This is a genomic window from Pseudomonas sp. B2021 (genome assembly GCF_018135665.1).
In the GTDB taxonomy this organism is placed as follows: Bacteria; Pseudomonadota; Gammaproteobacteria; order Pseudomonadales; family Pseudomonadaceae; genus Aquipseudomonas; species Aquipseudomonas lactis.
The window spans coordinates 4,748,301-4,768,504 of sequence record NZ_SMOF01000001.1 but is presented as its reverse complement, the minus strand read 5'-3'; the positions used below and the strand labels follow the sequence as shown (position 1 = coordinate 4,768,504).

The following is a 20,204-nucleotide window of genomic DNA, read 5'->3' as shown; positions in this document are numbered from 1 at the left end:
CTCGCTTCGCATCGTGGTTACCGTCTGCTGTTACAACCCACAAAGTTGTGTAGATACCTATGGCTATCGCAGGCAAGCCAGCTCCCACAGGGATCGCGTTTTGCCTCAGCAGCGTGGTGTGTGCTGGTCCATGGCCTTGCCCACCAGCAATACGCTCAGTTCGCTCAATTGATGAATGGCCAGGGCTATATCGCGATGTTTGCCGGTAAGGTCATCGGACAGGTCGAGCAGGAGGGTACTGACGGAGCAGACGGTTTCGTAGCTGTTGGCCAGTAGGGTTTCGGTGGAGATATCGGGGATGAGGGTGAAGAGGGTGGTTGGCGGCGTATCGATTTGTTTGATCATTAGAGCATCCTGGAATGGGCTGCCGCCGTATCGCTACTAAACGAGGGTGGCAACTGTACGCAGGTTAGTAGACCGGTGGACACTCAAAGCCGGCGCACCCGAAAGTGCCCTACGCACAGCCGCCATTAACGCGGGCAGACTTATGCACTTAGAGTGACCGAACTCGGGCTACTAAACCCGATCACCGAGAAATTCAGCGACCGTCAAACCTTAGAGACCGCCACCGAGGCGCACAAGCCGGCGGATTCTGACGTAAGCGTAGGCAGCGGAGCAAGGCGCTTACTGCAATGTCAGGCACTTCCTACAGGCGTCCCACAGCGCTCTGACTGCTCTTACACGATTACGTAGGAAATCTGAGTTTCAGGTGGTTCAGTTAAAAATTTATTGATTGACCCACCGCCTTCGCGAGCAAGCCCGCTCCCACAGGGGATCTGTGCCAGGCGCTGATTCTGTGGTCACCACATTGATTGTGTTCGGCTCGACGCTCAGGTGCTCTCGCGCACCTGCAACTCAAACCCCATATCCACCACCGGCTTGGCCACCTTGTTGCCCGCCATGATCGTCAGCAGATGCTCCGCCGCTCGGCGCCCGATGGCTTCCCGTGGCGTGCTGATGCTGCTCAGGCGCGGCACCATGAAGGACGAGGCGGGCAGGTCGTTGAAACCCAGCACGGCTACACGTTCCGGCACCTTGATGCCGTGGCGCAGGGCTTCGAGCAGGGCGCCCTGGGCCAGGTCGTCGTTGCCGAAAAAGATCGCGTCCACCTCCGGGTGGGCGGCCAGCAGTTGCAAAAACAGTTCGCCACCCAGGCCCACGGAGGACGGGCGTGGCGTCAGCAATTCCAGCGCCGGGTCGTACAGGCCGGCCTGTTGCAAGGCGCGGCGAAAGCCTTCGCCACGCAGCAAGGTGCGTTGGTCCAGTTGGGCGCCGATATAGGCCAGGCGCTTGCGACCCCGGGACAGCAAGTGCGCGGCCGCGGTCTCGCCCGCGGCCAGTTGCGAGAAGCCCACGCAGTTCACCCCTGCATTGGGGTCCAGATCCATCATGTACACGCAGGGCACATTGCTGGCCTCGACCATTCGTCGCGCGCTTTCGGTGCGGTCAAAGCCGGTCAGCAACAAACCCCGTGGCTGGTAGGCCATGTAGTTGCGCAGCAGGTCTTCTTCTTCATCGCGCGAATAATGGGAGTTGCCGATCAGTACTTCAAAGCCCTTGGGCCGCAGTACCTGATGGATGGCTTCCAGGGTTTCGATAAACAGCAGGTTGGAGAGTGACGGCACCAGTACCACCACCGAATGGCTTTGCGCCGAGGCCAGGGCGCGGGCGGCGGGGTTGACCACGTAGCTCAGTTCGGCGGCGGCCTGTTGCACTTTTTCCACCAGTTCGGTGGCCACCGTGCTGATGCCGCGCAGGGCGCGGGAGGCGGTGATCGGGCTGACGCCAGCAAGGCGCGCCACTTCATTGAGGGTAGGGCGGCCCGTTGTGCGGGTATTTTTATCGTTCTTGGAGGTCATCAGGCGGCTTGCCAAACAAAAATCGAGGCACTAAGGTAGCGCTGTCTCCAAAGGGCTGCAAATTATTGAACCTAGGGTTGCCTGATCCGGTTCGAATGATTGGAGCGGATGCACGCGTCACTCCATAAAAATGACAAGTCGGCGCGGGAAAAGCCTGTTTTTGCACTAGCCTTACGCTATGCAAAGGTAGCGCTATCTGCGTCCTGAGGTGTTTCATGAGTCAACCTGTTACCGCCCTGGTCATCATGGGTGTTTCCGGCTGTGGCAAGTCCAGCGTCAGCCAAGCCCTGTGCGCCCTCAACGGCGCCACTGCCATTGAAGGCGACAGCTTTCACCCCGCCGCGAACATCGAAAAGATGAGCGCCGGCCACCCCCTCAACGACGACGACCGCGCCGGCTGGCTCGACATCCTGTGCGATGAACTGCGCCGTGCGTTGAAGGCCGGCGAGCATCCCGTACTGACCTGTTCGGCCCTGAAGAAAAAATACCGTGACCACCTGCGCGAAGCCGCGCCGGGCCTGGGTTTTGTCTTCCTGGAGCTGACCCGCGAAGTCGCCGCCGACCGCGTGTCTCACCGCCCCGGCCATTTCATGCCGGCCAGCCTGATCGACAGCCAGTTCGCCACCCTTGAATCGCCCAAGGGCGAGCCGCTGACCCTGGCGCTCAACGCCAGTGAAGACAGCGTCGAGGAACTGGCCGAGCAGACCAATACCTGGTGGCACAAGCACGGCTTTGAACCTACTCATTAATTTTTTGCCGGAAAAGATAGCGCTATCCCCGGCAGGAAGTTCAACACCCGCTTTAATAACAACAACAAACAGGAGAGACCCCCCATGTTTGGCATGTCCCACGAGTCTTACCTGCTGCTAGATGCAGTAGTCACTATCATCGGGTTGATCGTACTGATCACCAAGTTCAAGGTGCACCCGTTCATTGCACTGATCATCGCGGCCGGTTTCCTCGGCCTGACCTCGGGCATGCCCGTGGACAAGATCATCAAGGCGTTCCAGGACGGTTTCGGCGGGGTGCTCGGCTTTGTCGGCATCATCCTCGCGCTGGGCACGATGCTCGGCAAGATGATGGCCGAGTCTGGCGGTGCCGATCAGATCGCCCAGACCCTGATCCGCGCCTTCGGCAAGGAAAAGGTCCAGTGGGCCATGATGTTCGCCGCGTTCCTGGTGGGCATCCCGCTGTTCTTCGAGATCGGCTTTGTGTTGCTGATCCCGCTGGTGTTTATCGTCGCCCGGCGTACCGGTGTATCGCTGATCAAGATCGGCATCCCGCTGCTGGCCGGTCTGTCGGCAGTGCACGGCCTGGTGCCACCGCATCCAGGCCCGCTGCTAGCCATCGGCGTGTTCGGCGCCGATATCGGCAAGACCATCCTGTACGGCCTGATCGTTGCTCTGCCGACCGCCATCATCGCCGGCCCGATCTTCGGTACGTTCATCGCCAAGTACATCCCGGGCAACCCGTCCCAGGAACTGGTGGACCAACTGGCCCGCGAGCCGGAGAACAAAGACCTGCCGAGCTTCAGCATCACCCTGATCACCGTGCTGCTGCCGGTGTTCCTGATGCTGCTCAAAACCTTCGCCGACATCGCCTTTGCCGAAGGCAACGTGGTGCGCAACTGGATGGACATGATCGGTCACCCGATCACTGCCTTGCTGCTGGCGTTGCTGTTGTCGCTGTACACCTTTGGCCATCGCCAGGGCATCCACTCCAAGCAGATCCTCAAGTTGCTCGACGCCAGCCTTGCGCCGACCGCCGCGATCATCCTGATCATCGGTGCCGGTGGTGGCTTCAAGCAGATGCTGGTCACCAGCGGTGTGGGTGACGTGATCGGCCATATGGCGGTGAACGCGCAGATCAACCCGATCCTGCTGGCGTGGCTGGTGGCGGCGGTGATTCGGATTGCTACCGGTTCAGCGACGGTTGCGACCATTACCGGTGCGGGCATTGTGGTGCCGGTGGTGGGCATGATCCCTGGGGTTAACCGCGAGTTGCTGGTGCTGGCGACCGGCGCGGGTTCGTTGATCCTGTCTCACGTCAACGATGCGGGGTTCTGGCTGGTCAAGCAGTACTTCAACATGACCGTGGCCGAGACGTTCAAGACCTGGACGGCGATGGAGACCATTCTGTCGATCGTGGCGCTGATCTTCATCATGTTGCTGTCGTTGGTGGTGTAACAGGCACCGCAAAACAAATGTGGGAGCTGGCTTGCCTGCGATAGCATCACCTCGGTACATCTGAAACACCGAGGTGTCTGCATCGCAGGCAAGCCAGCTCCCACATTGATTGGGTTTCTTCAGGTGGATCAGGTCAGGCTTTGCTGGCCAACCCATCCGCCCTGAACATGCCGCGTATCCCACGCACGGCCTGGCGAATCCGGTCCTGGTTTTCGATCAGCGCAAAGCGCACATGATCGTCGCCATACTCACCAAAGCCGATCCCCGGCGACACACACACCTTCGCTTCCAATAGCAGTTTTTTAGCAAACTCCAGCGAGCCCATGGCGGCATATTGCTCGGGAATCTTGGCCCAGACGTACATCGACGCTTTCGGGTTCTCCACCATCCAGCCCAGCTCGTGCAGGCCCTTGACCAGCACATTGCGGCGCTGGCGGTACTGCTCGGCGATGTCTTTGACGCACTGTTGGTCGCCTTCCAGCGCCGCAATTGCCGCCACTTGCAGCGGGGTGAAGGTGCCGTAGTCGTGGTAGCTCTTGATGCGTGCCAGGGCGTTGACCAGTTCCGGGTTGCCCACCATGAAGCCGATGCGCCAGCCGGCCATGTTGTAGCTCTTGGACAGGGTGAAAAACTCCACCGCAATGTCCTTGGCGCCGGGCACTTGCATGATCGAGGGGGCTTTCCAGCCGTCGTAGACGATGTCGGCGTAGGCCAGGTCGTGCACCACCAGTACGTCGTACTGCTTGGCCAGGGCGATCACCCGTTCGAAGAAGTCCAGTTCCACGCACTGCGCGGTGGGGTTGGACGGAAAGCCCAGGATCATCATCTTCGGCTTGGGGATCGAGCCGCGAATCGCGCGCTCCAGCTCAGCGAAGAAATCCACGCCGGGTATCAGTGGCACCGAACGTACCTGGGCGCCGGCGATCACTGCGCCGTAGATATGAATCGGGTAGCTGGGGTTGGGCACCAGCACAGTATCGCCCTGGTCCAGGGTGGCTAGCATCAAGTGCGCCAGGCCTTCCTTGGAACCGATGGTCACGATGGCTTCGGACTCGGGGTCGATATCCACCGCGTAACGATCCTTGTACCAGCGCGAGATTGCCCGGCGCAGGCGCGGGATACCTTTGGAGGTGGAGTAGCCGTGGGTGTCGTCACGTTGGGCGACGGTGACCATTTTCTCCACGATGTGGGGAGGCGTGGCGCCGTCAGGGTTACCCATGCTCAAGTCGATGATGTCTTCGCCGCGCCGACGCGCAGCCATCTTCAGCTCGGCAGTGATATTGAAAACATAGGGGGGGAGTCGATCTATGCGCGCAAAGCGGCGCGGCGAACCTTGGTCTGCCATTGTTGCCTCGAGGTACGTAAGCGCCCGGAACCGTCCGAGCGACGTCGGCCACTGCGGTGGCCTGCGGGGCAGACAATACGGGCGATGATGGCCAGTTGTCCAGATGCGTCGAAAATTTTTCTACATGGAGTACGAGGTGGATATGCCCCTATACTCGATGCGGGTTTGTTCCCTCATAAGAAGGAGACTGTTCGTATGGATCAGCAGACAAAAAAACCGTTGGAGCTACGCCTGGAAGCTGGCAAGGCCCTGGTGATCGCCGGGGTGCAAGGGCGATATTCGAAGGCCACCGTGGGCGATATCCCACGGCTGTGGGAGTTGTTCGATACCTGCATCAAGGACCTCAAGAAGCGCGTCGGCGGTGTGACCTACGGGGTGTGCCATAACCCGCATCACGGCGAATTCGATTACCTGGCAGGTGTTGAAGTCCCGGCCAAGAAGGACGTGCCGAGCAATTTCGAGGTGATCGAAATTCCGCCACTCAACTATGCCGTGTTCCCCCACTACGGGCCGGTGCAGGCGCTTGAGCAAACCTACGAACGCATCATGTTCGAATGGCTGCCGCACTCGGGCTACAAGGTCATGGGCGCGGATTTTGAGCGCTACAGCGCGGATTTCGATGCCAGGAAGGGTACGGGCACGGTGGAAATCTGGTTGCCGATCGGGGAGCGGGGCTGACACTGCACCTGATGTCACGTAAACAGGATATGCACGAATGGAAGTCATGTTTACGTGACATTGCCGCTATGGATTAAGCCTGAAGCTCAAACGGCGCTCATACCCCACCCGGCCCTTGTACGCCTCGCCGCGATCCACCCATCCCGCCCCCAGATACAACCCCATCGCCGCCCGATTGTGGGTGTCCACCGATAGCTCCAACCCCTTGATGTGCGGCCACGCCTCACGCGCCAGGGCGGGCAGTGCCTGCAAACATGCCTTGCCGTATCCACGCCCCTGCTGATGCCGGTCTACCTGTAGCGCGTGGAGTGTGGCGCTGTGTTCATCGGCCCAATGAGGCAGGCACGGCGGGCGCTTGAGCAGCAGGAACGCCACCGGAAGGTCATCGGCCAACAACGCAAAGCCCTTGACCCCAGGGCTTGGCTTGGCGAGCAGAGTGTTGAGCGCGCAATACATATCACCGCAAAACGGCAGTTGTTCAGGGTGAACTTCGATGGCGCCGACTTGCTGTTGTTGCACAGCATTCAGCGCCTCGTAGGCGACGAGGCGGGTTTGCATCGGGCTATCCGAACGGCTGCAAGGGAGGGGGCAGTTTATCGGGTTTGGGCTACGGGAAATTATTTTTCAGGGGGATGTCGATTTTCCTTCGGGCCATTCGACTAAGGGTGTCTTCCGTGATTTTCCACCCCAAGGAGTCATCGCCATGAGCACTGCAATCAAGAGCCTGATCGAGCAATGGAAAGACGCCGTCGTCAGCCGTGATATCGATCAGATTGTCAGCTTTTACGCCGACGATATCGTCTCGTTCGACGCTGTAACCGCCCTGCAATTCAAAGGCAAGGCGGCCTACCGCGCGCACTGGGAAGCGTGCATGGAGCACTGCCCCGGGCCCGGCATCTTCGAGTTTCATGAACTGCATGTCGTCGAAGCGCCAGACAGCGCATTCGCCCATTGGCTGGCCCACTGCGGCGGCGCCGGGCCGGACGGTGAGGTGAAGGCCTGCTGGATGCGCGTAACCGCCGGCTACCAGCGTATCAATGGCCAATGGAAGGTGGTGCATGAGCACTGGTCGGCGCCGTTTGATATGCACAGCGGCACGGCGTTGTTCGACCTGAAACCTTGAGCACCGCGAACTATAGTCAGTAGTCCGAAAACGGAGAACGCCATGAAATACCTGTGCCTTATCTACAGCGACGAACAGGTGTTGCACACCTCACCCGACAGCCCCCATGACTCGGAATGTCTGGCCTACGCCGAGTCCATCCAGGCCAGCGGGCGCATGCTCGCTGCCGAGCCGCTGGAGTCGGTGACCACCGCCACCACCGTGCGCATGCGCAACGGCAAGCTGTCGATCACCGATGGGCCGTTTGCCGAAACCAAGGAGCAGCTCGCCGGGTTCTACCTGATCGACGCCAAGGACCTCAATGAAGCGCTCCAGGTGGCGGGCGGCATTCCGGCGGCCCGGGTCGGCAGTGTGGAAGTGCGCCCTGTGCGCCAATTGGATCTCTCAACACAATAATCAAAAGCCTTGAGGAGGTTTCCCCGTGAACACTCAACCCGCTCAATTTGAACTGTCCATCAGCCGCTTGATCGATGCGCCGCGCCGCCGGGTGTTTCGCGCCTGGACCGAGCCAACCCTGCTGCAACAATGGTGGGGCCCCCACGGCATGACCACCCCTGAATGCGAGATGAACCTGTGGGTCGGCGGCTTGTTCCGCACCTTGATGCGCGCGCCGGATGGCAGCGAATACCCGACCCAGGGCGTATTCCTGGAGATCGACGCGCCCAACCGCCTGGTGTTTACCGACGCGTTCATGCCGGGCTGGGTGCCTTCGGGCAAGCCGTTCATGAGCGCCGAAGTCACCTTTGAGGAGGTCGGGGGAAAGACCCTCTACACCGCCCGTGCCATGCACTGGAGTGACGAGGACAAACAGGCCCACGAAGCCATGGGCTTTCATGACGGTTGGGGCCAGAGCCTGGACCGCCTGGTGAAGTTGGTGACCGAGGACATGGCCGATTGACCGCGCAGATCGACGCCATTTACCGCAGCGAATCACGCCGCGTGCTCGCGACGTTGATTCGCGTGCTGGGGGATTTCGACCTGGCCGAGGAGGCGCTGCATGAGGCGTTTTTTGTCGCCGTGCAGCGCTGGCCCGAGGATGGCGTGCCGGATAATCCTCGGGCGTGGCTGGTGTCCACCGGCCGCTTCAAGGCCATCGACCGCCTGCGGCGGCAGTCGCGGTTTACCCCGTTATTGGAGGAGCAGGCCGACGCGCTGGAGGCCGCGCCGTGGAGTGATGAAGACGTGGAAGACGACCGCCTGCGCCTGATGTTTACCTGCTGCCACCCAGCGTTGGCAGCCGATGCCCAGGTTGCGCTGACCCTGCGCGAGATCTGCGACCTGAGCACCGAGGCCATCGCTCACGCTTTTCTTGCCACGCCCACCACCATTGCCCAACGCATCGTGCGCGCCAAGGGCAAGATCCGTGAGGCGAAAATTCCCTATCAAGTGCCGTCCCGGGCCGAATTGCCCGAGCGGTTGGACAGTGTGCTGCGGGTGATTTACCTGGTGTTCAACGAGGGCTATTCGGCCTCGGCGGGTGCCGACCTCACCCGTGAAGACCTGACCCTGGAGGCCATTCGTCTGGGGCGCTTGCTGTTGGAGTTGCTGCCCGAGCCGGAAGTCATGGGCTTGCTGGCGTTGATGTTGCTGCACGAGTCGCGTCGGCCTGCCCGTACTTCTGCCAGCGGCGAACTGGTGCTGTTGGACGCGCAGGATCGTACGCTTTGGGACAGGGCCTTGATCGCTGAAGGCTGCGCACTGGTGGAGCAGGCGCTCACCTCGCGGCGCTTTGGACCGTATTGCCTGCAGGCGGCGATTGCCGCCGTACACGCCGAGGCGCTCAGCGCGGGGCACACCGATTGGCGGCAGATTGTCGGGCTCTACGATGTGTTGCTCAGGGCTGTGCCGTCGCCGGTGATCGAGTTGAACCGTGCGGTAGCGGTGGCGATGGAGCAGGGGCCGTTGGCGGGGTTGGCGCTGGTAGACAACGTTTTGCAGCGCGGTGATTTGCAGGACTACCACTTGGCGCATTCGGCGCGTGGGGAGTTTTGCCGGCAGTTGGGGCGGTTTGACGAAGCCCGCAGGGCGTACGAAAAAGCTTTGTCCCTGACCCAACAAGCGCCAGAAAAACGCTTCATCACGCGACGCCTCGCCGAACTCAATTCCCCCAGACAGTGACGATCCAAATGTAGGAGGGCGTAAGCCTAATACCTGTAGGAGCGAGCTTGCTCGCGAAAAACTCACCGACGCCGCGTTTCTTCAGGAAGCACGCGTTATCGTTGACGTTCTTCGCGAGCAAGCTCGCTCCTACAGGCTCATTCCAGCATCTTGCCCAGCAACCAGCTCCCCGCAGGCCCCGGCGGCTGTTGCCGCGACCACAGCGCATCCACCGCCACCGAACGCGGCCAACTGCGCACCTTGAGTTCAACCAACTGGTTGCCGCCAAAGCGCTCCACCAGCCAGCGTGGAATCGGTGCCCAGCCAAACCCCAGCTGCGCCATTTCCATCAGCATCAGGTAACTCGGCGCCGACCAGACGCGTTGCTTACCGCGGTTTTCATTGGGGCTGATGATGCTCGCCAAGCGCAACTCCCGGTGTTGTTGCAGCGTGTGCGGGTGAACCTTGCCCAGGCTCGCCAACGGGTGTTTAGGCGAGACGAACAGCGCGATCTCCGTGCGCTCTTCCACCGCAGAGAAGGTCAGATCGGGCGGGTAAACTTCCTGTTTCTCAATAAATGCGATCTGCGCCCGGCCACTTTGCACCAGCGCGATCAGGTCTTCGCATTCCGCGATCAGGCATTCCAGCTCAAGGTCCGGGTAGCGTCGTTCGAAGGCGGTGAGGGCGATCTCGAATCGATCAGACTGATAAGTATCGGACATGGCGATACTCAACTTCGGCTCCAGGCCTTGAGATAACTGACTGGCCGCCAGCTCCAGGCGGCTACTGGCTTCCAGCACTTGCTCAGCCCGTTGCAGCAAAACCTGCCCTGCGGGCGTGAGGGTCGGTTTGCGGCTGCTGCGGTCAAACAGCACCACATCCAGGTCGATCTCAAGGCTGGCCACCGCCGCGCTCACGGTGGACTGGCTCTTGCCCAGCTTGCGCGCCGCCGCGGAAAACGAGCCTTGGGTGGCCGCCTGGACAAACGCCTGGAGCACTTCATGGGAGGCCATGACTATCGCCTTGATCGATGGTTATTGGTTATGAAGTATCGAGACAAAGCCTGATCATGGCAACCATCGTCACTCACGGAGCCGGGTCATGACCCCTACCAAATCCCTTACTGAACGCGTTTTTCAAGCCCTTGGTTTCGAAGGGCTGGCCCTATTGATCTGCACGCCACTGCTGGTGTGGGTCACTGGCCGGCCGGCGCTGGAGATGGGCGCAGTGACCTTGGGCATCAGCCTGTTGGCACTGAGCTGGAACGTGGTGTTCAACAGCCTGTTCGACCGCCTTAAAGCTCGCCTGCAACTGGCCAACGGTGGTTGGACCCGTGTGCTGCACGCGCTGCTGTTTGAAGGCGGCCTGATTCTGCTGGCGGTGCCATTGATTGCTGCCTTGATGAAGATCAGCCTGTTGGAAGCCTTCATCCTCGACATTGGCGTGTTGTTGTTCTTCCTGCCCTACACCTACGTGTACCACTGGGGTTACGACGTCATTCGGGAAAAAATCAGCGAAAAAAATGCTACCCACTGTAGGAGCGAGCTTGCTCGCGAAGATCGCTAACGATAACGCGGGGCCTCTGTAAATACGCGGCGCTCTTGAGTTTTTCGCGAGCAAGCTCGCTCCTACAGGGGGCCGCCGTTTAGAGGAACATCCCGCCCGACGCCTCGATCCGCTGGCCGGTGATCCAGTGGCTGCCATCGGCCAGCAAGATCGAAATCGCGCCGCCAATATCGTCCGGCAAGCCGGCTCGGCCAAGAGCAGTGTTATTGGCCACCATCGCATTCACATCATTGTTATCGCGTACCGCGCCACCGCCGAAGTCAGTGGCAATCGCGCCCGGTGCCAGGGTGTTCACGGTGATACCCCGTGGGCCCAGCTCTTTAGCCTAGTAGCGCGACAACACTTCCACCGCGCCTTTCATGGACGCGTAGGCCGCATAACCCGGCAGGCTGAAGCGCGCCAAGCCGCTGGAGATATTGATGATGCGCCCGCCATCGCGGATCAGCGGCAGCAGTTTTTGCGTGAGGAAAAACGGTGCCTTCACATGGATCGCCACCAGTTGGTCGAACTGGGCTTCGGTGGTTTCGGCAAAGCTTGCGTAGGTGCCAACCCCGGCGTTGTTGATCAGGAAGTTGAAATGATCCTGGGCGAACACATCCTTGAGCAGGGTGCCGATCTGGCCAACGAATGCATCGAAGGTTTCACTCTGGCTGACGTCCAGTTGCAGCATGGCGGCGCGACCGCCCAAGGCCTCTACTTGGGCTATCACGGCTTGGGCTTCGGTCGCTGCGCTGTGGTAAGTGCCGATGATGTCGATGCCTTGCGCAGCCAGGTGCAGGGCGGCGCTTTTTCCAAGGCCACGACTGGCGCCGGTGATGAGTGCGATTTTACGGGTCATGGTGCAGTCCTCAAATGGGGTTAGTGGGATTGAGTGTATTTGTCCGGCCATAACGTGATAAACAGGCTGATATCGGAATCACTGGCCGGATAGGGCGAACAATCACATGAACAAGCTTGAGCTGCTGCGCACCTTCGTACGCGTCACTGAGTTGTCGAGCTTTACCCAGGCCGGCCAAAGCCTGGGCTTGCCGCGCTCTACGGTATCCGAGCATGTGCAGGCGTTGGAGGAGTTGCTGGGCGCACGGCTGTTGCAACGCACCACGCGCAAGGTGCAGGCGACCCAGGATGGTCGGGTGTTGTATGAGCGCAGCAAGGATCTGCTGGCGCATATGGAGGAGCTGGAAGGGTTGTTCCGTCAGGACGAAACCCAATTGGCCGGGCGCATACGGGTGGACATGCCCAATGTCATGGCGCGGGGCTTGATCTTGCCGAACTTGCCCACGTTCATGGCGCGCCATCCTCTGATCGACATGGAGATCAGCGGTTCGGACCGCCAGGTGGACCTGATCGCCGAAGGTTTTGATTGCGTGGTGCGCGTCGGCGCCCAGCCCGATCAAACCGTGGTAGCGCGGCGGGTGTGCAGCATGCCGATGGTCAACTGCGCGAGTGCGGCGTACCTGCAACGGTATGGCGTGCCCGAAACCTTGGCAGACCTGGCGCATCACCAGTTGGTGCATTACGTGCGGCCACTGGGCGCACGCTCGGCCGGGTTCGAGTACTTGGTGGGCAACAAGGTGCAGCGGTTACCGATGGCAGGCCGGGTGACGGTCAACAGCACCGACGCCTATCAGTCGGCGTGCCTGGGCGGGTTTGGCATCACGCAGGTGCCTCAGCTCGGGATACGCGACTTGTTGGCCAGCGGCGAGTTGGTGGCGGTGCTGCCCGATTACCAGGCGCCGCCCTTGGATGTGTCGTTGCTGTACGCCGGCCAGCGGCATTTGCCATTGCGAGTGCGGGTGTTCATGGATTGGTTGGCCGCCACCCTGCAAGCCCATCTCTAGCGGCGCGCCGACAACTGCTGCGGTGCCAGGAACGCGTCGTGGAAGTAGTCCCGGAACGCTTGCATCGCTGGGGTAAACGCACGCTCGCGGTGCCAAGCCAGGCCGACGCTCATGGGTGTGACCGGGTCGGTGACGGTCAGGGTTTCGATGCGTTTGCCTTCCAGGGACCAGGGCCGGTGCACCAGGTCTGACAGGATCGCCACGCCGCTGCCGTTGGCAACCATGCTGCGCACCGCCTCCACTGAGCTGGTGCGCAGCCGCACCTTGGGCGTTTGCCCGGCCTGTTCCCAGTAGCGCATGGCGCTGTGTTCGGCTTCATCGACGGTGAGCAAAATGTAGGGTTCTTGGGCCACGTCCGCCAGGCTCACGGCGCCGCGTTCGCACAACGGGTGATGGCTGGGCAGCCACAGGCGGCGTTCGGAGTTGAACAGAATTTCCGAGACGATATCCGCGTGGGTGAGGTTGGCGGTCAGCACCACGGCCATGTCGAACTGGCCGTCGAGCAGGCCCTGTTCGATGGCCTGGCGTTCCTGTTCGAACACCTCGATGGTCACGTCCGGATGCCAATGCTCCATGCGCTGCAAATGGTGCGGCAGGAAATAACCCAGCACCGTGTAACTGGCCGCCACCCGCAGCACGCCGCTGGCGCGGTAGTCCGGCAACGGGCTGTTGAGGGCGTCCTCCACGCTGCGCACAATCACGTAGGCACGGTTGAGAAAATGCCGCCCGGCATCGGTGAGGTTCATGCCCTGGGCCGAGCGCACGAACAACTGCACGCCGAGCATGGCTTCCAGCTCCTTGATCGCCGTGGTCACCGCCGATTGGGAAATATTCAAGTGAATCGCCGCCTGGGATATCTGGCCGATCTCGGCGGTGGCGACGAAATAGCGAACCTGGCGCAAGGTTAAAGACATATCGCACTCTGCTTATTGATCGTTCCCACGCTCTGCGTGGGAATGCCTCTTGTGACGCTCCGCGTCACGGTCTCAAGTGCGGACGCAGAGCGTCCATGGCTGCATTCCCACGCAGAGCGTGGGAACGATCGGGGGTCGAGGATAAAAAGCTATCTGATTTTCAGAAGATGGGCCATCTGATAATAGATCTTCCCAAGGGGTCAAGCCCCAGCCTACTTTGCGGGCATCACCTTTGGCGGAGCGACCTCGATGCAGGCAGTGGATTTCAATTCAGACATGGGCGAAAGCTTTGGCCCCTGGACCATTGGCGACGGCGTCGACGCAGAGCTGATGGCCTACATCAGCTCGGCCAATATCGCCACCGGCTTTCACGCCGGCGACCCCGGCACCATGCGCCGCACCGTTGAGCGCGCCAAGCAACTGGGTGTGGCGATTGGCGCGCACCCAGGCTTCCATGACCTGGTGGGTTTCGGTCGCCGGCATATCAACGCACCGGCCCAGGAACTGGTGGACGACATGCTCTACCAGCTCGGTGCCCTGCGTGAAATGGCCCGTGCCCAAGGCATGACCCTGCAACACATCAAGCCTCACGGCGCGCTGTACATGCACCTGGCCCGCGATGAAGAGGCCGCCCGGCTGTTGGTGCAAAACCTGCAAGTCATCGAGCCCACGCTGATGCTGTATTGCATGCCCAACTCGGTGATCTGGCGCATTGCCAAGGAACTGGGGCAACCGGTGGTGCGCGAGTTCTATGCCGACCGTGAATACGACCTGAGCGGCTCCATCGTGTTTACCCGCAATGTGCGGGCGCTGGACCCCGCCACCGTGGCCGCGCGGGTCTTGCGTGCTTGTCAGGCCGGCCTGGTGCGTACCGTCGAAGGCGAAGACCTGGCGATTGAATTCGATTCCATCTGCCTGCACAGCGACACCCCCGGCGCCCTGGAACTGGTGGAGGCCACCCGTGCAGCCCTGGACCAGGCGGGCATCGACGTCAGAACACCCCAATAAGATCCAACCCTTACTTTTTTGCCTGCCTTTCTACAATGATTCCAAGAGGAACAGACATGGCTGAAACGTCCCCCATCCGCTACAGCTTCGGCGGTGATGAACACCTGTTTGCTGAGGTCAGCGACAGCATGTCCCTGGAGGCTTTTTTCAAGGGCATGGCGGTGACCCGCGCCGTGGAGCGCCTGGCGCTGGAAGGCGTACTGGATGTCTGCCTGGCCAATGCATCGTTCCAGATTCGCTTCGACCCCGACCGCATCGCCCCTCACGCGCTGCTCGACGCCGTGCAAAGCGCCGAAGCCCAGGCCGTGGCCGAGCGCACCTTGCGCACGCGCATCATCGAAATCCCAGTGCTCTATAACGACCCCTGGACTCACGAAACCCTGATGCGCTTTCGTGACCGCCACCAAGACCCCAGCGGCACAGACCTGGAATACGCCGCACGCATCAATGGCTTGGCCGACGTAAACGCGTTCATCGCCGCCCACAGTGGCGCGCCGTGGTTTGTGTCGATGGTCGGCTTTGTCGCGGGCTTGCCGTTCATGTTCCAGATGGTCGAACGCGAGCGGCAATTGCAGGTACCCAAATACCTGCGGCCACGCACCGACACACCGAAACTGACCCTGGGCCATGGCGGCTGCTTTGGCTGTATCTACTCAGTGCGAGGGGCGGGCGGTTATCAGATGTTCGGCGTTACCCCGGCACCGATCTACGACCCGGCGCAGCAGTTGGCGTACCTCAAGGCGCACATGGTGTTCTTCCGCCCTGGCGATATCGTGCAGTTCAAGCCGATAGACCGCGAGGCTTATGACCGGGCCGTCGCCGAGGTGGACGCCGGGCGTTTCGATTTACGCATTCGCCCGGTGGAATTTTCCCTGGATGCCTTTCTCGCCGACCCCATCGGCTATCCGAAAACCCTGCAGGAGGCGCTGGCATGATCAAGGTCCTCAAACCTGGCCTCGCCACCTCCGTGCAGGACCTGGGCCGCGAAGGTTATTACCACTTGGGCATCCCGCCGTCGGGGGCGCTGGACCAATACGCGTTGAGTGCGGCCAACCACTTGGTGGGCAACCCCGTGGGCGCGGCGGGCCTGGAATGCACGCTGATCGGGCCAGAGCTGGAGTTCCAGCAGGACACGCTGGTGGCCCTGAGCGGCGCCTTGATGTCGCCGCGCCTGGACGGTGAAGTGGTGCACCAGGACACCGCCTTTGCCGTGCGCGCCGGGCAGGTGCTGCGGTTCGAATTTCCCAAGGCCGGCGCACGCACCTACCTCGCCGTTGCGGGTGGTATCGACGTGCCGTTGGTGCTCGGCAGTCGCTCCACCTACACCCTCGGCGCCCTCGGCGGGTTTAATGGCCGGCGCTTGCAGGAGGGCGATCAATTGCCGATCGGTACCGCCAGCGGTACCGGGCGTGCGGGCAACAGCTTGCCGATGGCGTTGCGGCGTTCGGTCGGTGGTGATGTGACATTGCGAGTGGTGCCGGGGCTGTATTACGAGCGTTTGACTGACGAGGCCAAAAGCAGCTTTTTTGCCGAGCCATGGACGGTGGGCTCCGAGGCCGATCGCATCGGCTATCGCTTCAAGGGCGGCAGCGCGTTGAGCTTCCAGCCACGGGAACAGCCGTTTGGCGCGGGCTCCGATCCTTCCAACATCGTCGACAGTTGCTACCCGATTGGCTCGATTCAGGTACCGGCAGGGCTCGAACCGATTGTGCTGCACCGCGATGCGGTGTCGGGCGGTGGCTACGCGATGATTGGCACGGTGATCAGCGCCGACCTGGACTTGATCGGGCAGATGCAGCCCAACCAGCGGGCGGGGTTTGTGGCGGTAAGTCTCGAGGAGGCTTTGGAGGCGCGGCAGGTGTACAAGAAGCGGCTCAAAGCGATGGCTGGACTCTTCAATCACTGACCCGACGCATAACCCTGTGGGAGCTGGCTTGCCTGCGATAGCGGTGAGTCAGCTTGCATTGTGTTGGTTGATCCACCGCAATCGCAGGCAAGCCAGCTCCCACAGTTGGGGCTTATTTCAATTTGAGAATTTGCGAAAGGCCCAACGCCCGGCGATCAGGGTAAAGGTTGCGACCAAGGCCACCAATATCCAGAAGCCTTCCGGGTCCTGGGACAGCGGCACCCCACCCACATTCATGCCAAAAAAGCCGGCAATGATGTTGATCGGCAGCGCCAGCACTGTCACCACCGTGAGGGTGAACAGCGTGCGGTTGCTCTGTTCATTAAGGTTGGCGGCGATCTCTTCCTGCAACAGCTTGATGCGCTCGCCCAGGGCGGTCAGGTCGTTGATGATCAGCGCAAACTCCTCGGTGGATTTGCGTAACTCCTTCACGTCTTCCTTTTGCAGCCATTGCGGCGGGCGATTGAGCAGGCGCAGCAGCGAGCCCGGTTCCAGCGCCAGCAGGCGTTGCAGGCGCACCAGCACGCGGCGGGCCGCACCCAGTTCGGCGCGGTTGGTGGACAGGCGCGAAGACAACAGCTGATCTTCGATATGGTCGACGCTGATACTGGTCTTGCGCACGATCTGCGTCAGCACTTCGCCCTGGTCGCGCAGCAGGTGCACCAGCAGTTCCAACGGCGAGCGAAAGTGTTCACCGGCCTTCACCGACGAGCGCAATTTATCCACCGAGTGCAACGGCTGCAGGCGCGCACTCACCAGCAAGCGGCTGCGGGCGCACACCCACAGCGTGGAAATATCCGACGACACCATGCTGCTGAAGTTGAACACCACGTCGTTGACCACCGCCAGCAAGGCCGAGTCCACATGCTCGATGCGCGTGGAGCGCGACCCCTCGTGCAGGGCTTCAAAAAACTCTTCCGGCAGCGACAAGTGCGCCTGCATCCAGCGCTCGCAGGCGGCGTGGGCCAGGTTCAGGTGCAGCCACAGGAATTCTTCCGGGTCTGGGGGTTGCTGCAAGGCGGCGAGGGCGGTGGCGGAATCAATTTGCTGGCCTTTCTCGCCGGGGCGAAAACGAAAACCGTAAAGCAGGCCAAACAGATCGGAATCCTGGTGGGCATGGTCGATGCTGTGGTTCATGGCGACTCGCAGAGAAAGGGCCTGTAGGACGTTTCACAGGTTCCTAGGCGAATCATTGCAAGGCGGTATGACGGTTATGTGACGGTTTGAGGCGCGCATAAAAAAACACGCCACCCGAAGGTGGCGCGTTTTTTCAAGGTTCAACTCAGGTGTCTTGCTTGTTTTCCAGCACGGCACCGGTCTTGGCGTCGAGCTTCACTTCAAAGCGCTTGCCGGTGGTATCGGTCAGGTCCACTTCGTAGACGTACTGGTTGGCGACACCGTGTTTGGTGTCCAGCTCAGTGTCAGTGATCGAAGCACCAGGGTGAGTTGCCACGGCTGCTGCGTTGAGTTTGTCGAAAGGCATCACGGCGCCGGACTTGAGCAGGCCCTCGATATGATCCGGACGAACATCCGCCTGTGCCAGGCCGGCAGTCAGGGTCAGGGCGGTGGCAGCGAACAGGGCAGTCAAAGTTTTCATGGTGTGTGTCCTTCTTAGGTTGAGCTGTTTAAGTGGCGCCAGATTAACCGGCGCAACTTAACTCATCCTTAATGGCTCACTGACACCAATGCTTTTAGTACTTATGGTCGTTGAGCAGGTCTTGCACGCTGGACGACGGCCAGCGTTTGTAGAACTTCAGCAGTTCGGCGGCGCGGTTGGTGAAGATGCCGTCGACGCCGGCTTTCATGACTTTCTCGAAGTCCACCGGCTCATCCACGGTATACACATGCACCAGCAGGCCCTTGTCGTGGGTCAGCTTGTTCATTTCAGGCTTCACCAGGTCGGTATAGCTCTGGTCGCCGTGGTCGGTCAGCTCAGCCGACGGGCCGGTGCCGATGGCGCCGAGGCTTTTGGCTTCATCAACCCACTTTTCGAATTCGGCGGCGTCTTTAGGCTCTTGCTTGGCGTAGTAGGCGGCCTTGGTGGGTTCACCAGACTCGGCGAAGGTCACTTTGGATTTGGGCTCGATGCTGCCTTCACCCACCCACAACAGCAGGATTTTCGGAGTGTTGGGCATTTCCTTCTGCAGCTCTTTGAGGCTTGCGGTTTCGAAGGTTTGCAGCACCACGCGGCCCTTGCCTTGGCCGACACCGGTGTTGCTCTTGCCCAGTTTGGAGCCGGCGGAGCTCAGCCAGCCTTTGTCCAGCAGCTTGTTTTTCAGGTCGGCTTCGATACCGGGGAACTGCTTGGGCTCCTTGGTCTCGATGTACAGGCCGGGTTTGTGCGAGGGGTTGCCTTCGGCGATCTTGATGATGTCGTCCAGGCTCAGGATCTTCAGGCCAACGAAACCAGGGCGCGCGCGGTCCGGGTAGGCGGCGTTGAACCAACTGCCGGCGTCGAGGGTTTGCAGCTCTTTCCAGGTGAACTCGTTGGCGGGTGCGTCTTTGCGCTCGGGAAACTTGGTGGCGACGTCGGTGGTGCGCTGCAGGTTGTTGTCGTGCAGGGCGAACAGCACGCCGTCCTTGCTACGTTGCAGGTCCAGTTCCAGGTAGTCGGCGCCCAGGTCGCGTGCAACCTTGTAGGCCGCGGCGGTGGATTCAGGCGCGTCATAGGAAGCGCCACGGTGAGCGATCACGGCAGGGTAGGGGATGCCTTCGTTTGTCGCCAATTCGGCCGGGCTGACCGGCTCGGCAGCCTGTGCCTGGCCAAGGCCGAGCATCAACGCCAGCAGCAAGGCGCTTTTGGAAAACGTGACAGGCATATGCGAAGTCCTTTCGTGGAGGTAACTTTGAGAAGGTGTCCTTTTTAACAATTGATTGCGAACGGCGCTATCACCAAACCGACATTAACGTGCGCACCGGCCAATTTTGTGGACTTTTTTGCAGGGCGTTGCAGTATTCTTACGGGTAGCTGCCCCGTCAGAGGGCGGTAATTTCTGCCACGCGTGTAAACCATCTTTCCAGTCCCTGTGGAACTTTTCAGTGAGGTTTACCATGCGCATCACTTCCGAGCTTATCTGCCAGGCCGCCGACCAACTCCAGGGTTTTGTCGGCCTCAACCGCAAGACCGACCAGTACATCGTGCGTTTCAGCGAAGACTCATTCGGCATGGACGTGGCCGATGACGGCATCATCCCCACGGCCGAGTTCGTCTGGCTGCCGGCCGCCGACCACACCATGACCCTGTGCCGAGCGCGCCTGCAGTTGTTGCTCGACCAGAATATCGACGAGCGCATCAACATCACCGAGCCGCTACGCGTGTATATGCACCGGGTAGAGATCCCGCAGATCAGCGCGTTGCGTAGTTTGGTCAGTTAGTCGTCCGTCATTTTGCAAACGATGACGAGCAAAGGTGGGAGCTGGCTTGCCTGCGATGGCGGCCTGCCAGCCGACACTTATCTACCTGACACCCCGCGGTCAAAACTGTGCGGGCTTGCTCGCGAAGGCGGCCTGACAGTCAACACAGTTGGACTGTGTACATATCCATTCCTTCGGTAACGGCCACTTAGGGTTCCGCTTGACGGCGGGTCACTTTGGAAAAGAGCCGGAATGCCGGCCCAGCCCAAAGGAACCAAAGGGCTCTTGCCCCACCACTCGGCACCTCGCTTGGGCTCGGTGTGCCCG

Annotated in this window: 22 protein-coding genes and 1 pseudogene; 13 read left to right on the top strand and 10 right to left on the bottom strand. The window is 60.8% G+C overall.

All coding sequences use genetic code 11. From position 1 onward, the window contains the following. Positions 1 to 105: 105 nt before the first annotated feature. Complete coding sequence (locus tag E1K68_RS21470; protein ID WP_003193708.1) at positions 106 to 345, bottom strand: DUF6124 family protein; 240 nt, start codon at positions 343 to 345, stop codon at positions 106 to 108. A gap of 485 nt (positions 346 to 830) precedes the next feature. Then, positions 831 to 1,862 carry a LacI family DNA-binding transcriptional regulator gene (locus E1K68_RS21465; RefSeq protein WP_164692282.1) on the bottom strand — a complete coding sequence of 344 codons (1,032 nt, stop codon included), beginning with the start codon at positions 1,860 to 1,862 and terminating at the stop codon, positions 831 to 833. A gap of 212 nt (positions 1,863 to 2,074) precedes the next feature. Here E1K68_RS21465 and E1K68_RS21460 point away from each other — a divergent pair, with 212 nt between their 5' ends. Together E1K68_RS21460 and E1K68_RS21455 are read left to right on the top strand one after the other, a co-directional pair. Continuing rightward, complete coding sequence (locus E1K68_RS21460; RefSeq protein ID WP_003193705.1) at positions 2,075 to 2,608, top strand: gluconokinase; 534 nt, start codon at positions 2,075 to 2,077, stop codon at positions 2,606 to 2,608. Between the two features lie 84 nt (positions 2,609 to 2,692). Further along, positions 2,693 to 4,045: a GntP family permease gene (locus E1K68_RS21455; RefSeq protein ID WP_003193703.1), complete on the top strand. Its 1,353-nt coding sequence runs from the start codon at positions 2,693 to 2,695 to the stop codon at positions 4,043 to 4,045. A 133-nt stretch (positions 4,046 to 4,178) separates the two neighbouring features. Here E1K68_RS21455 and alaC read toward each other — a convergent pair whose 3' ends face one another. After that, a complete protein-coding gene (alaC, locus tag E1K68_RS21450; protein ID WP_003193701.1) occupies positions 4,179 to 5,390 on the bottom strand; it encodes an alanine transaminase in 1,212 nt (403 codons plus the stop codon). A gap of 195 nt (positions 5,391 to 5,585) precedes the next feature. Here alaC and E1K68_RS21445 point away from each other — a divergent pair, with 195 nt between their 5' ends. After that, the gene (locus E1K68_RS21445) at positions 5,586 to 6,068 is read left to right on the top strand and encodes a GyrI-like domain-containing protein (protein WP_003193700.1); all 483 of its coding nucleotides are present in this window, start codon (positions 5,586 to 5,588) and stop codon (positions 6,066 to 6,068) included. Between the two features lie 66 nt (positions 6,069 to 6,134). On the opposite strand, the gene E1K68_RS21440 is transcribed toward E1K68_RS21445, so the two are convergent. After that, on the bottom strand, positions 6,135 to 6,626 hold the full coding sequence (locus E1K68_RS21440) for a GNAT family N-acetyltransferase (protein ID WP_003193698.1): 492 nt from the start codon (positions 6,624 to 6,626) through the stop codon (positions 6,135 to 6,137). A 145-nt stretch (positions 6,627 to 6,771) separates the two neighbouring features. Here E1K68_RS21440 and E1K68_RS21435 point away from each other — a divergent pair, with 145 nt between their 5' ends. The 4 genes from E1K68_RS21435 to E1K68_RS21420 are packed head-to-tail and all read left to right on the top strand — an operon-like array spanning position 6,772 to position 9,309. Next, complete coding sequence (locus E1K68_RS21435) at positions 6,772 to 7,191, top strand: nuclear transport factor 2 family protein (protein ID WP_212614638.1); 420 nt, start codon at positions 6,772 to 6,774, stop codon at positions 7,189 to 7,191. Between the two features lie 42 nt (positions 7,192 to 7,233). Next, positions 7,234 to 7,587 carry a YciI family protein gene (locus tag E1K68_RS21430; RefSeq protein ID WP_003193695.1) on the top strand — a complete coding sequence of 118 codons (354 nt, stop codon included), beginning with the start codon at positions 7,234 to 7,236 and terminating at the stop codon, positions 7,585 to 7,587. Positions 7,588 to 7,612: 25 nt separating this feature from the next. Beyond that, positions 7,613 to 8,089 (top strand): SRPBCC family protein, encoded by a 477-nt coding sequence (locus E1K68_RS21425; protein ID WP_137203923.1) that lies wholly within the window; start codon positions 7,613 to 7,615, stop codon positions 8,087 to 8,089. Further along, positions 8,086 to 9,309, top strand: coding sequence for an RNA polymerase sigma factor (locus E1K68_RS21420; protein WP_212614637.1), 1,224 nt, complete (start codon positions 8,086 to 8,088; stop codon positions 9,307 to 9,309). The genes E1K68_RS21425 and E1K68_RS21420 overlap by 4 nt, the downstream gene beginning before the upstream one ends. A gap of 137 nt (positions 9,310 to 9,446) precedes the next feature. On the opposite strand, the gene E1K68_RS21415 is transcribed toward E1K68_RS21420, so the two are convergent. After that, a complete protein-coding gene (locus E1K68_RS21415; RefSeq protein WP_057711759.1) occupies positions 9,447 to 10,301 on the bottom strand; it encodes a LysR family transcriptional regulator in 855 nt (284 codons plus the stop codon). Between the two features lie 88 nt (positions 10,302 to 10,389). On the opposite strand from E1K68_RS21415, the gene E1K68_RS21410 reads away from it, so the two are divergent. Further along, entirely contained in the window at positions 10,390 to 10,854 is a 465-nt protein-coding gene (locus E1K68_RS21410) for a multidrug/biocide efflux PACE transporter (protein ID WP_034134337.1), read from the top strand. A 79-nt stretch (positions 10,855 to 10,933) separates the two neighbouring features. On the opposite strand, the pseudogene E1K68_RS21405 reads toward E1K68_RS21410, so the two are convergent. After that, positions 10,934 to 11,692: pseudogene (locus E1K68_RS21405) on the bottom strand (SDR family oxidoreductase). A gap of 106 nt (positions 11,693 to 11,798) precedes the next feature. On the opposite strand from E1K68_RS21405, the gene E1K68_RS21400 reads away from it, so the two are divergent. After that, entirely contained in the window at positions 11,799 to 12,695 is an 897-nt protein-coding gene (locus E1K68_RS21400) for a LysR family transcriptional regulator (RefSeq protein ID WP_212614636.1), read from the top strand. On the opposite strand, the gene E1K68_RS21395 is transcribed toward E1K68_RS21400, so the two are convergent. Next, complete coding sequence (locus E1K68_RS21395) at positions 12,692 to 13,609, bottom strand: LysR family transcriptional regulator (protein ID WP_014719628.1); 918 nt, start codon at positions 13,607 to 13,609, stop codon at positions 12,692 to 12,694. The genes E1K68_RS21400 and E1K68_RS21395 overlap by 4 nt on opposite strands. Positions 13,610 to 13,858: 249 nt before the next feature. On the opposite strand from E1K68_RS21395, the gene E1K68_RS21390 reads away from it, so the two are divergent. Genes E1K68_RS21390 through E1K68_RS21380 form a run of 3 tightly spaced genes read left to right on the top strand, consistent with a single transcriptional unit; the run spans position 13,859 to position 16,523 of the window. Continuing rightward, a complete protein-coding gene (locus E1K68_RS21390; protein ID WP_169856200.1) occupies positions 13,859 to 14,617 on the top strand; it encodes a 5-oxoprolinase subunit PxpA in 759 nt (252 codons plus the stop codon). 56 nt (positions 14,618 to 14,673) lie between these two features. After that, positions 14,674 to 15,552, top strand: a complete 879-nt coding sequence (locus E1K68_RS21385) for an allophanate hydrolase subunit 1 (protein ID WP_003193682.1) — start codon at positions 14,674 to 14,676, stop codon at positions 15,550 to 15,552. Further along, positions 15,549 to 16,523 (top strand): biotin-dependent carboxyltransferase family protein, encoded by a 975-nt coding sequence (locus E1K68_RS21380; protein WP_212614635.1) that lies wholly within the window; start codon positions 15,549 to 15,551, stop codon positions 16,521 to 16,523. Before E1K68_RS21385 ends, E1K68_RS21380 begins: the two co-directional genes overlap by 4 nt. A 117-nt stretch (positions 16,524 to 16,640) precedes the next feature. Here the strand turns inward: E1K68_RS21380 and E1K68_RS21375 are convergent, their stop codons facing one another. From E1K68_RS21375 to E1K68_RS21365, 3 genes are all read right to left on the bottom strand, one after another. Beyond that, positions 16,641 to 17,660: a transporter gene (locus E1K68_RS21375; protein ID WP_003193678.1), complete on the bottom strand. Its 1,020-nt coding sequence runs from the start codon at positions 17,658 to 17,660 to the stop codon at positions 16,641 to 16,643. Between the two features lie 145 nt (positions 17,661 to 17,805). After that, positions 17,806 to 18,120, bottom strand: a complete 315-nt coding sequence (locus E1K68_RS21370; RefSeq protein ID WP_003193676.1) for a PepSY domain-containing protein — start codon at positions 18,118 to 18,120, stop codon at positions 17,806 to 17,808. A gap of 94 nt (positions 18,121 to 18,214) precedes the next feature. Further along, positions 18,215 to 19,342, bottom strand: coding sequence for a glycerophosphodiester phosphodiesterase (locus E1K68_RS21365; protein WP_105228078.1), 1,128 nt, complete (start codon positions 19,340 to 19,342; stop codon positions 18,215 to 18,217). Between the two features lie 232 nt (positions 19,343 to 19,574). Here E1K68_RS21365 and E1K68_RS21360 point away from each other — a divergent pair, with 232 nt between their 5' ends. Next, entirely contained in the window at positions 19,575 to 19,898 is a 324-nt protein-coding gene (locus E1K68_RS21360; RefSeq protein ID WP_137203930.1) for a DUF2025 family protein, read from the top strand. Positions 19,899 to 20,204: the final 306 nt, after the last annotated feature.

Excerpts from the sequence above, each read along its gene's own strand:
- E1K68_RS21470 (WP_003193708.1), bottom strand. The coding sequence starts at position 345 with ATGATCAAACAAATCGATACGCCGCCAACCACCCTCTTCACCCTCATC.
- E1K68_RS21460 (WP_003193705.1), top strand. The coding sequence starts at position 2,075 with ATGAGTCAACCTGTTACCGCCCTGGTCATCATGGGTGTTTCCGGCTGT.
- E1K68_RS21455 (WP_003193703.1), top strand. The coding sequence starts at position 2,693 with ATGTTTGGCATGTCCCACGAGTCTTACCTGCTGCTAGATGCAGTAGTC.
- alaC (WP_003193701.1), bottom strand. The coding sequence starts at position 5,390 with ATGGCAGACCAAGGTTCGCCGCGCCGCTTTGCGCGCATAGATCGACTC.
- E1K68_RS21445 (WP_003193700.1), top strand. The coding sequence starts at position 5,586 with ATGGATCAGCAGACAAAAAAACCGTTGGAGCTACGCCTGGAAGCTGGC.
- E1K68_RS21440 (WP_003193698.1), bottom strand. The coding sequence starts at position 6,626 with ATGCAAACCCGCCTCGTCGCCTACGAGGCGCTGAATGCTGTGCAACAA.
- E1K68_RS21435 (WP_212614638.1), top strand. The coding sequence starts at position 6,772 with ATGAGCACTGCAATCAAGAGCCTGATCGAGCAATGGAAAGACGCCGTC.
- E1K68_RS21430 (WP_003193695.1), top strand. The coding sequence starts at position 7,234 with ATGAAATACCTGTGCCTTATCTACAGCGACGAACAGGTGTTGCACACC.
- E1K68_RS21415 (WP_057711759.1), bottom strand. The coding sequence starts at position 10,301 with ATGGCCTCCCATGAAGTGCTCCAGGCGTTTGTCCAGGCGGCCACCCAA.
- E1K68_RS21410 (WP_034134337.1), top strand. The coding sequence starts at position 10,390 with ATGACCCCTACCAAATCCCTTACTGAACGCGTTTTTCAAGCCCTTGGT.
- E1K68_RS21400 (WP_212614636.1), top strand. The coding sequence starts at position 11,799 with ATGAACAAGCTTGAGCTGCTGCGCACCTTCGTACGCGTCACTGAGTTG.
- E1K68_RS21395 (WP_014719628.1), bottom strand. The coding sequence starts at position 13,609 with ATGTCTTTAACCTTGCGCCAGGTTCGCTATTTCGTCGCCACCGCCGAG.
- E1K68_RS21390 (WP_169856200.1), top strand. The coding sequence starts at position 13,859 with ATGCAGGCAGTGGATTTCAATTCAGACATGGGCGAAAGCTTTGGCCCC.
- E1K68_RS21385 (WP_003193682.1), top strand. The coding sequence starts at position 14,674 with ATGGCTGAAACGTCCCCCATCCGCTACAGCTTCGGCGGTGATGAACAC.
- E1K68_RS21380 (WP_212614635.1), top strand. The coding sequence starts at position 15,549 with ATGATCAAGGTCCTCAAACCTGGCCTCGCCACCTCCGTGCAGGACCTG.
- E1K68_RS21375 (WP_003193678.1), bottom strand. The coding sequence starts at position 17,660 with ATGAACCACAGCATCGACCATGCCCACCAGGATTCCGATCTGTTTGGC.
- E1K68_RS21370 (WP_003193676.1), bottom strand. The coding sequence starts at position 18,120 with ATGAAAACTTTGACTGCCCTGTTCGCTGCCACCGCCCTGACCCTGACT.
- E1K68_RS21365 (WP_105228078.1), bottom strand. The coding sequence starts at position 19,342 with ATGCCTGTCACGTTTTCCAAAAGCGCCTTGCTGCTGGCGTTGATGCTC.
- E1K68_RS21360 (WP_137203930.1), top strand. The coding sequence starts at position 19,575 with ATGCGCATCACTTCCGAGCTTATCTGCCAGGCCGCCGACCAACTCCAG.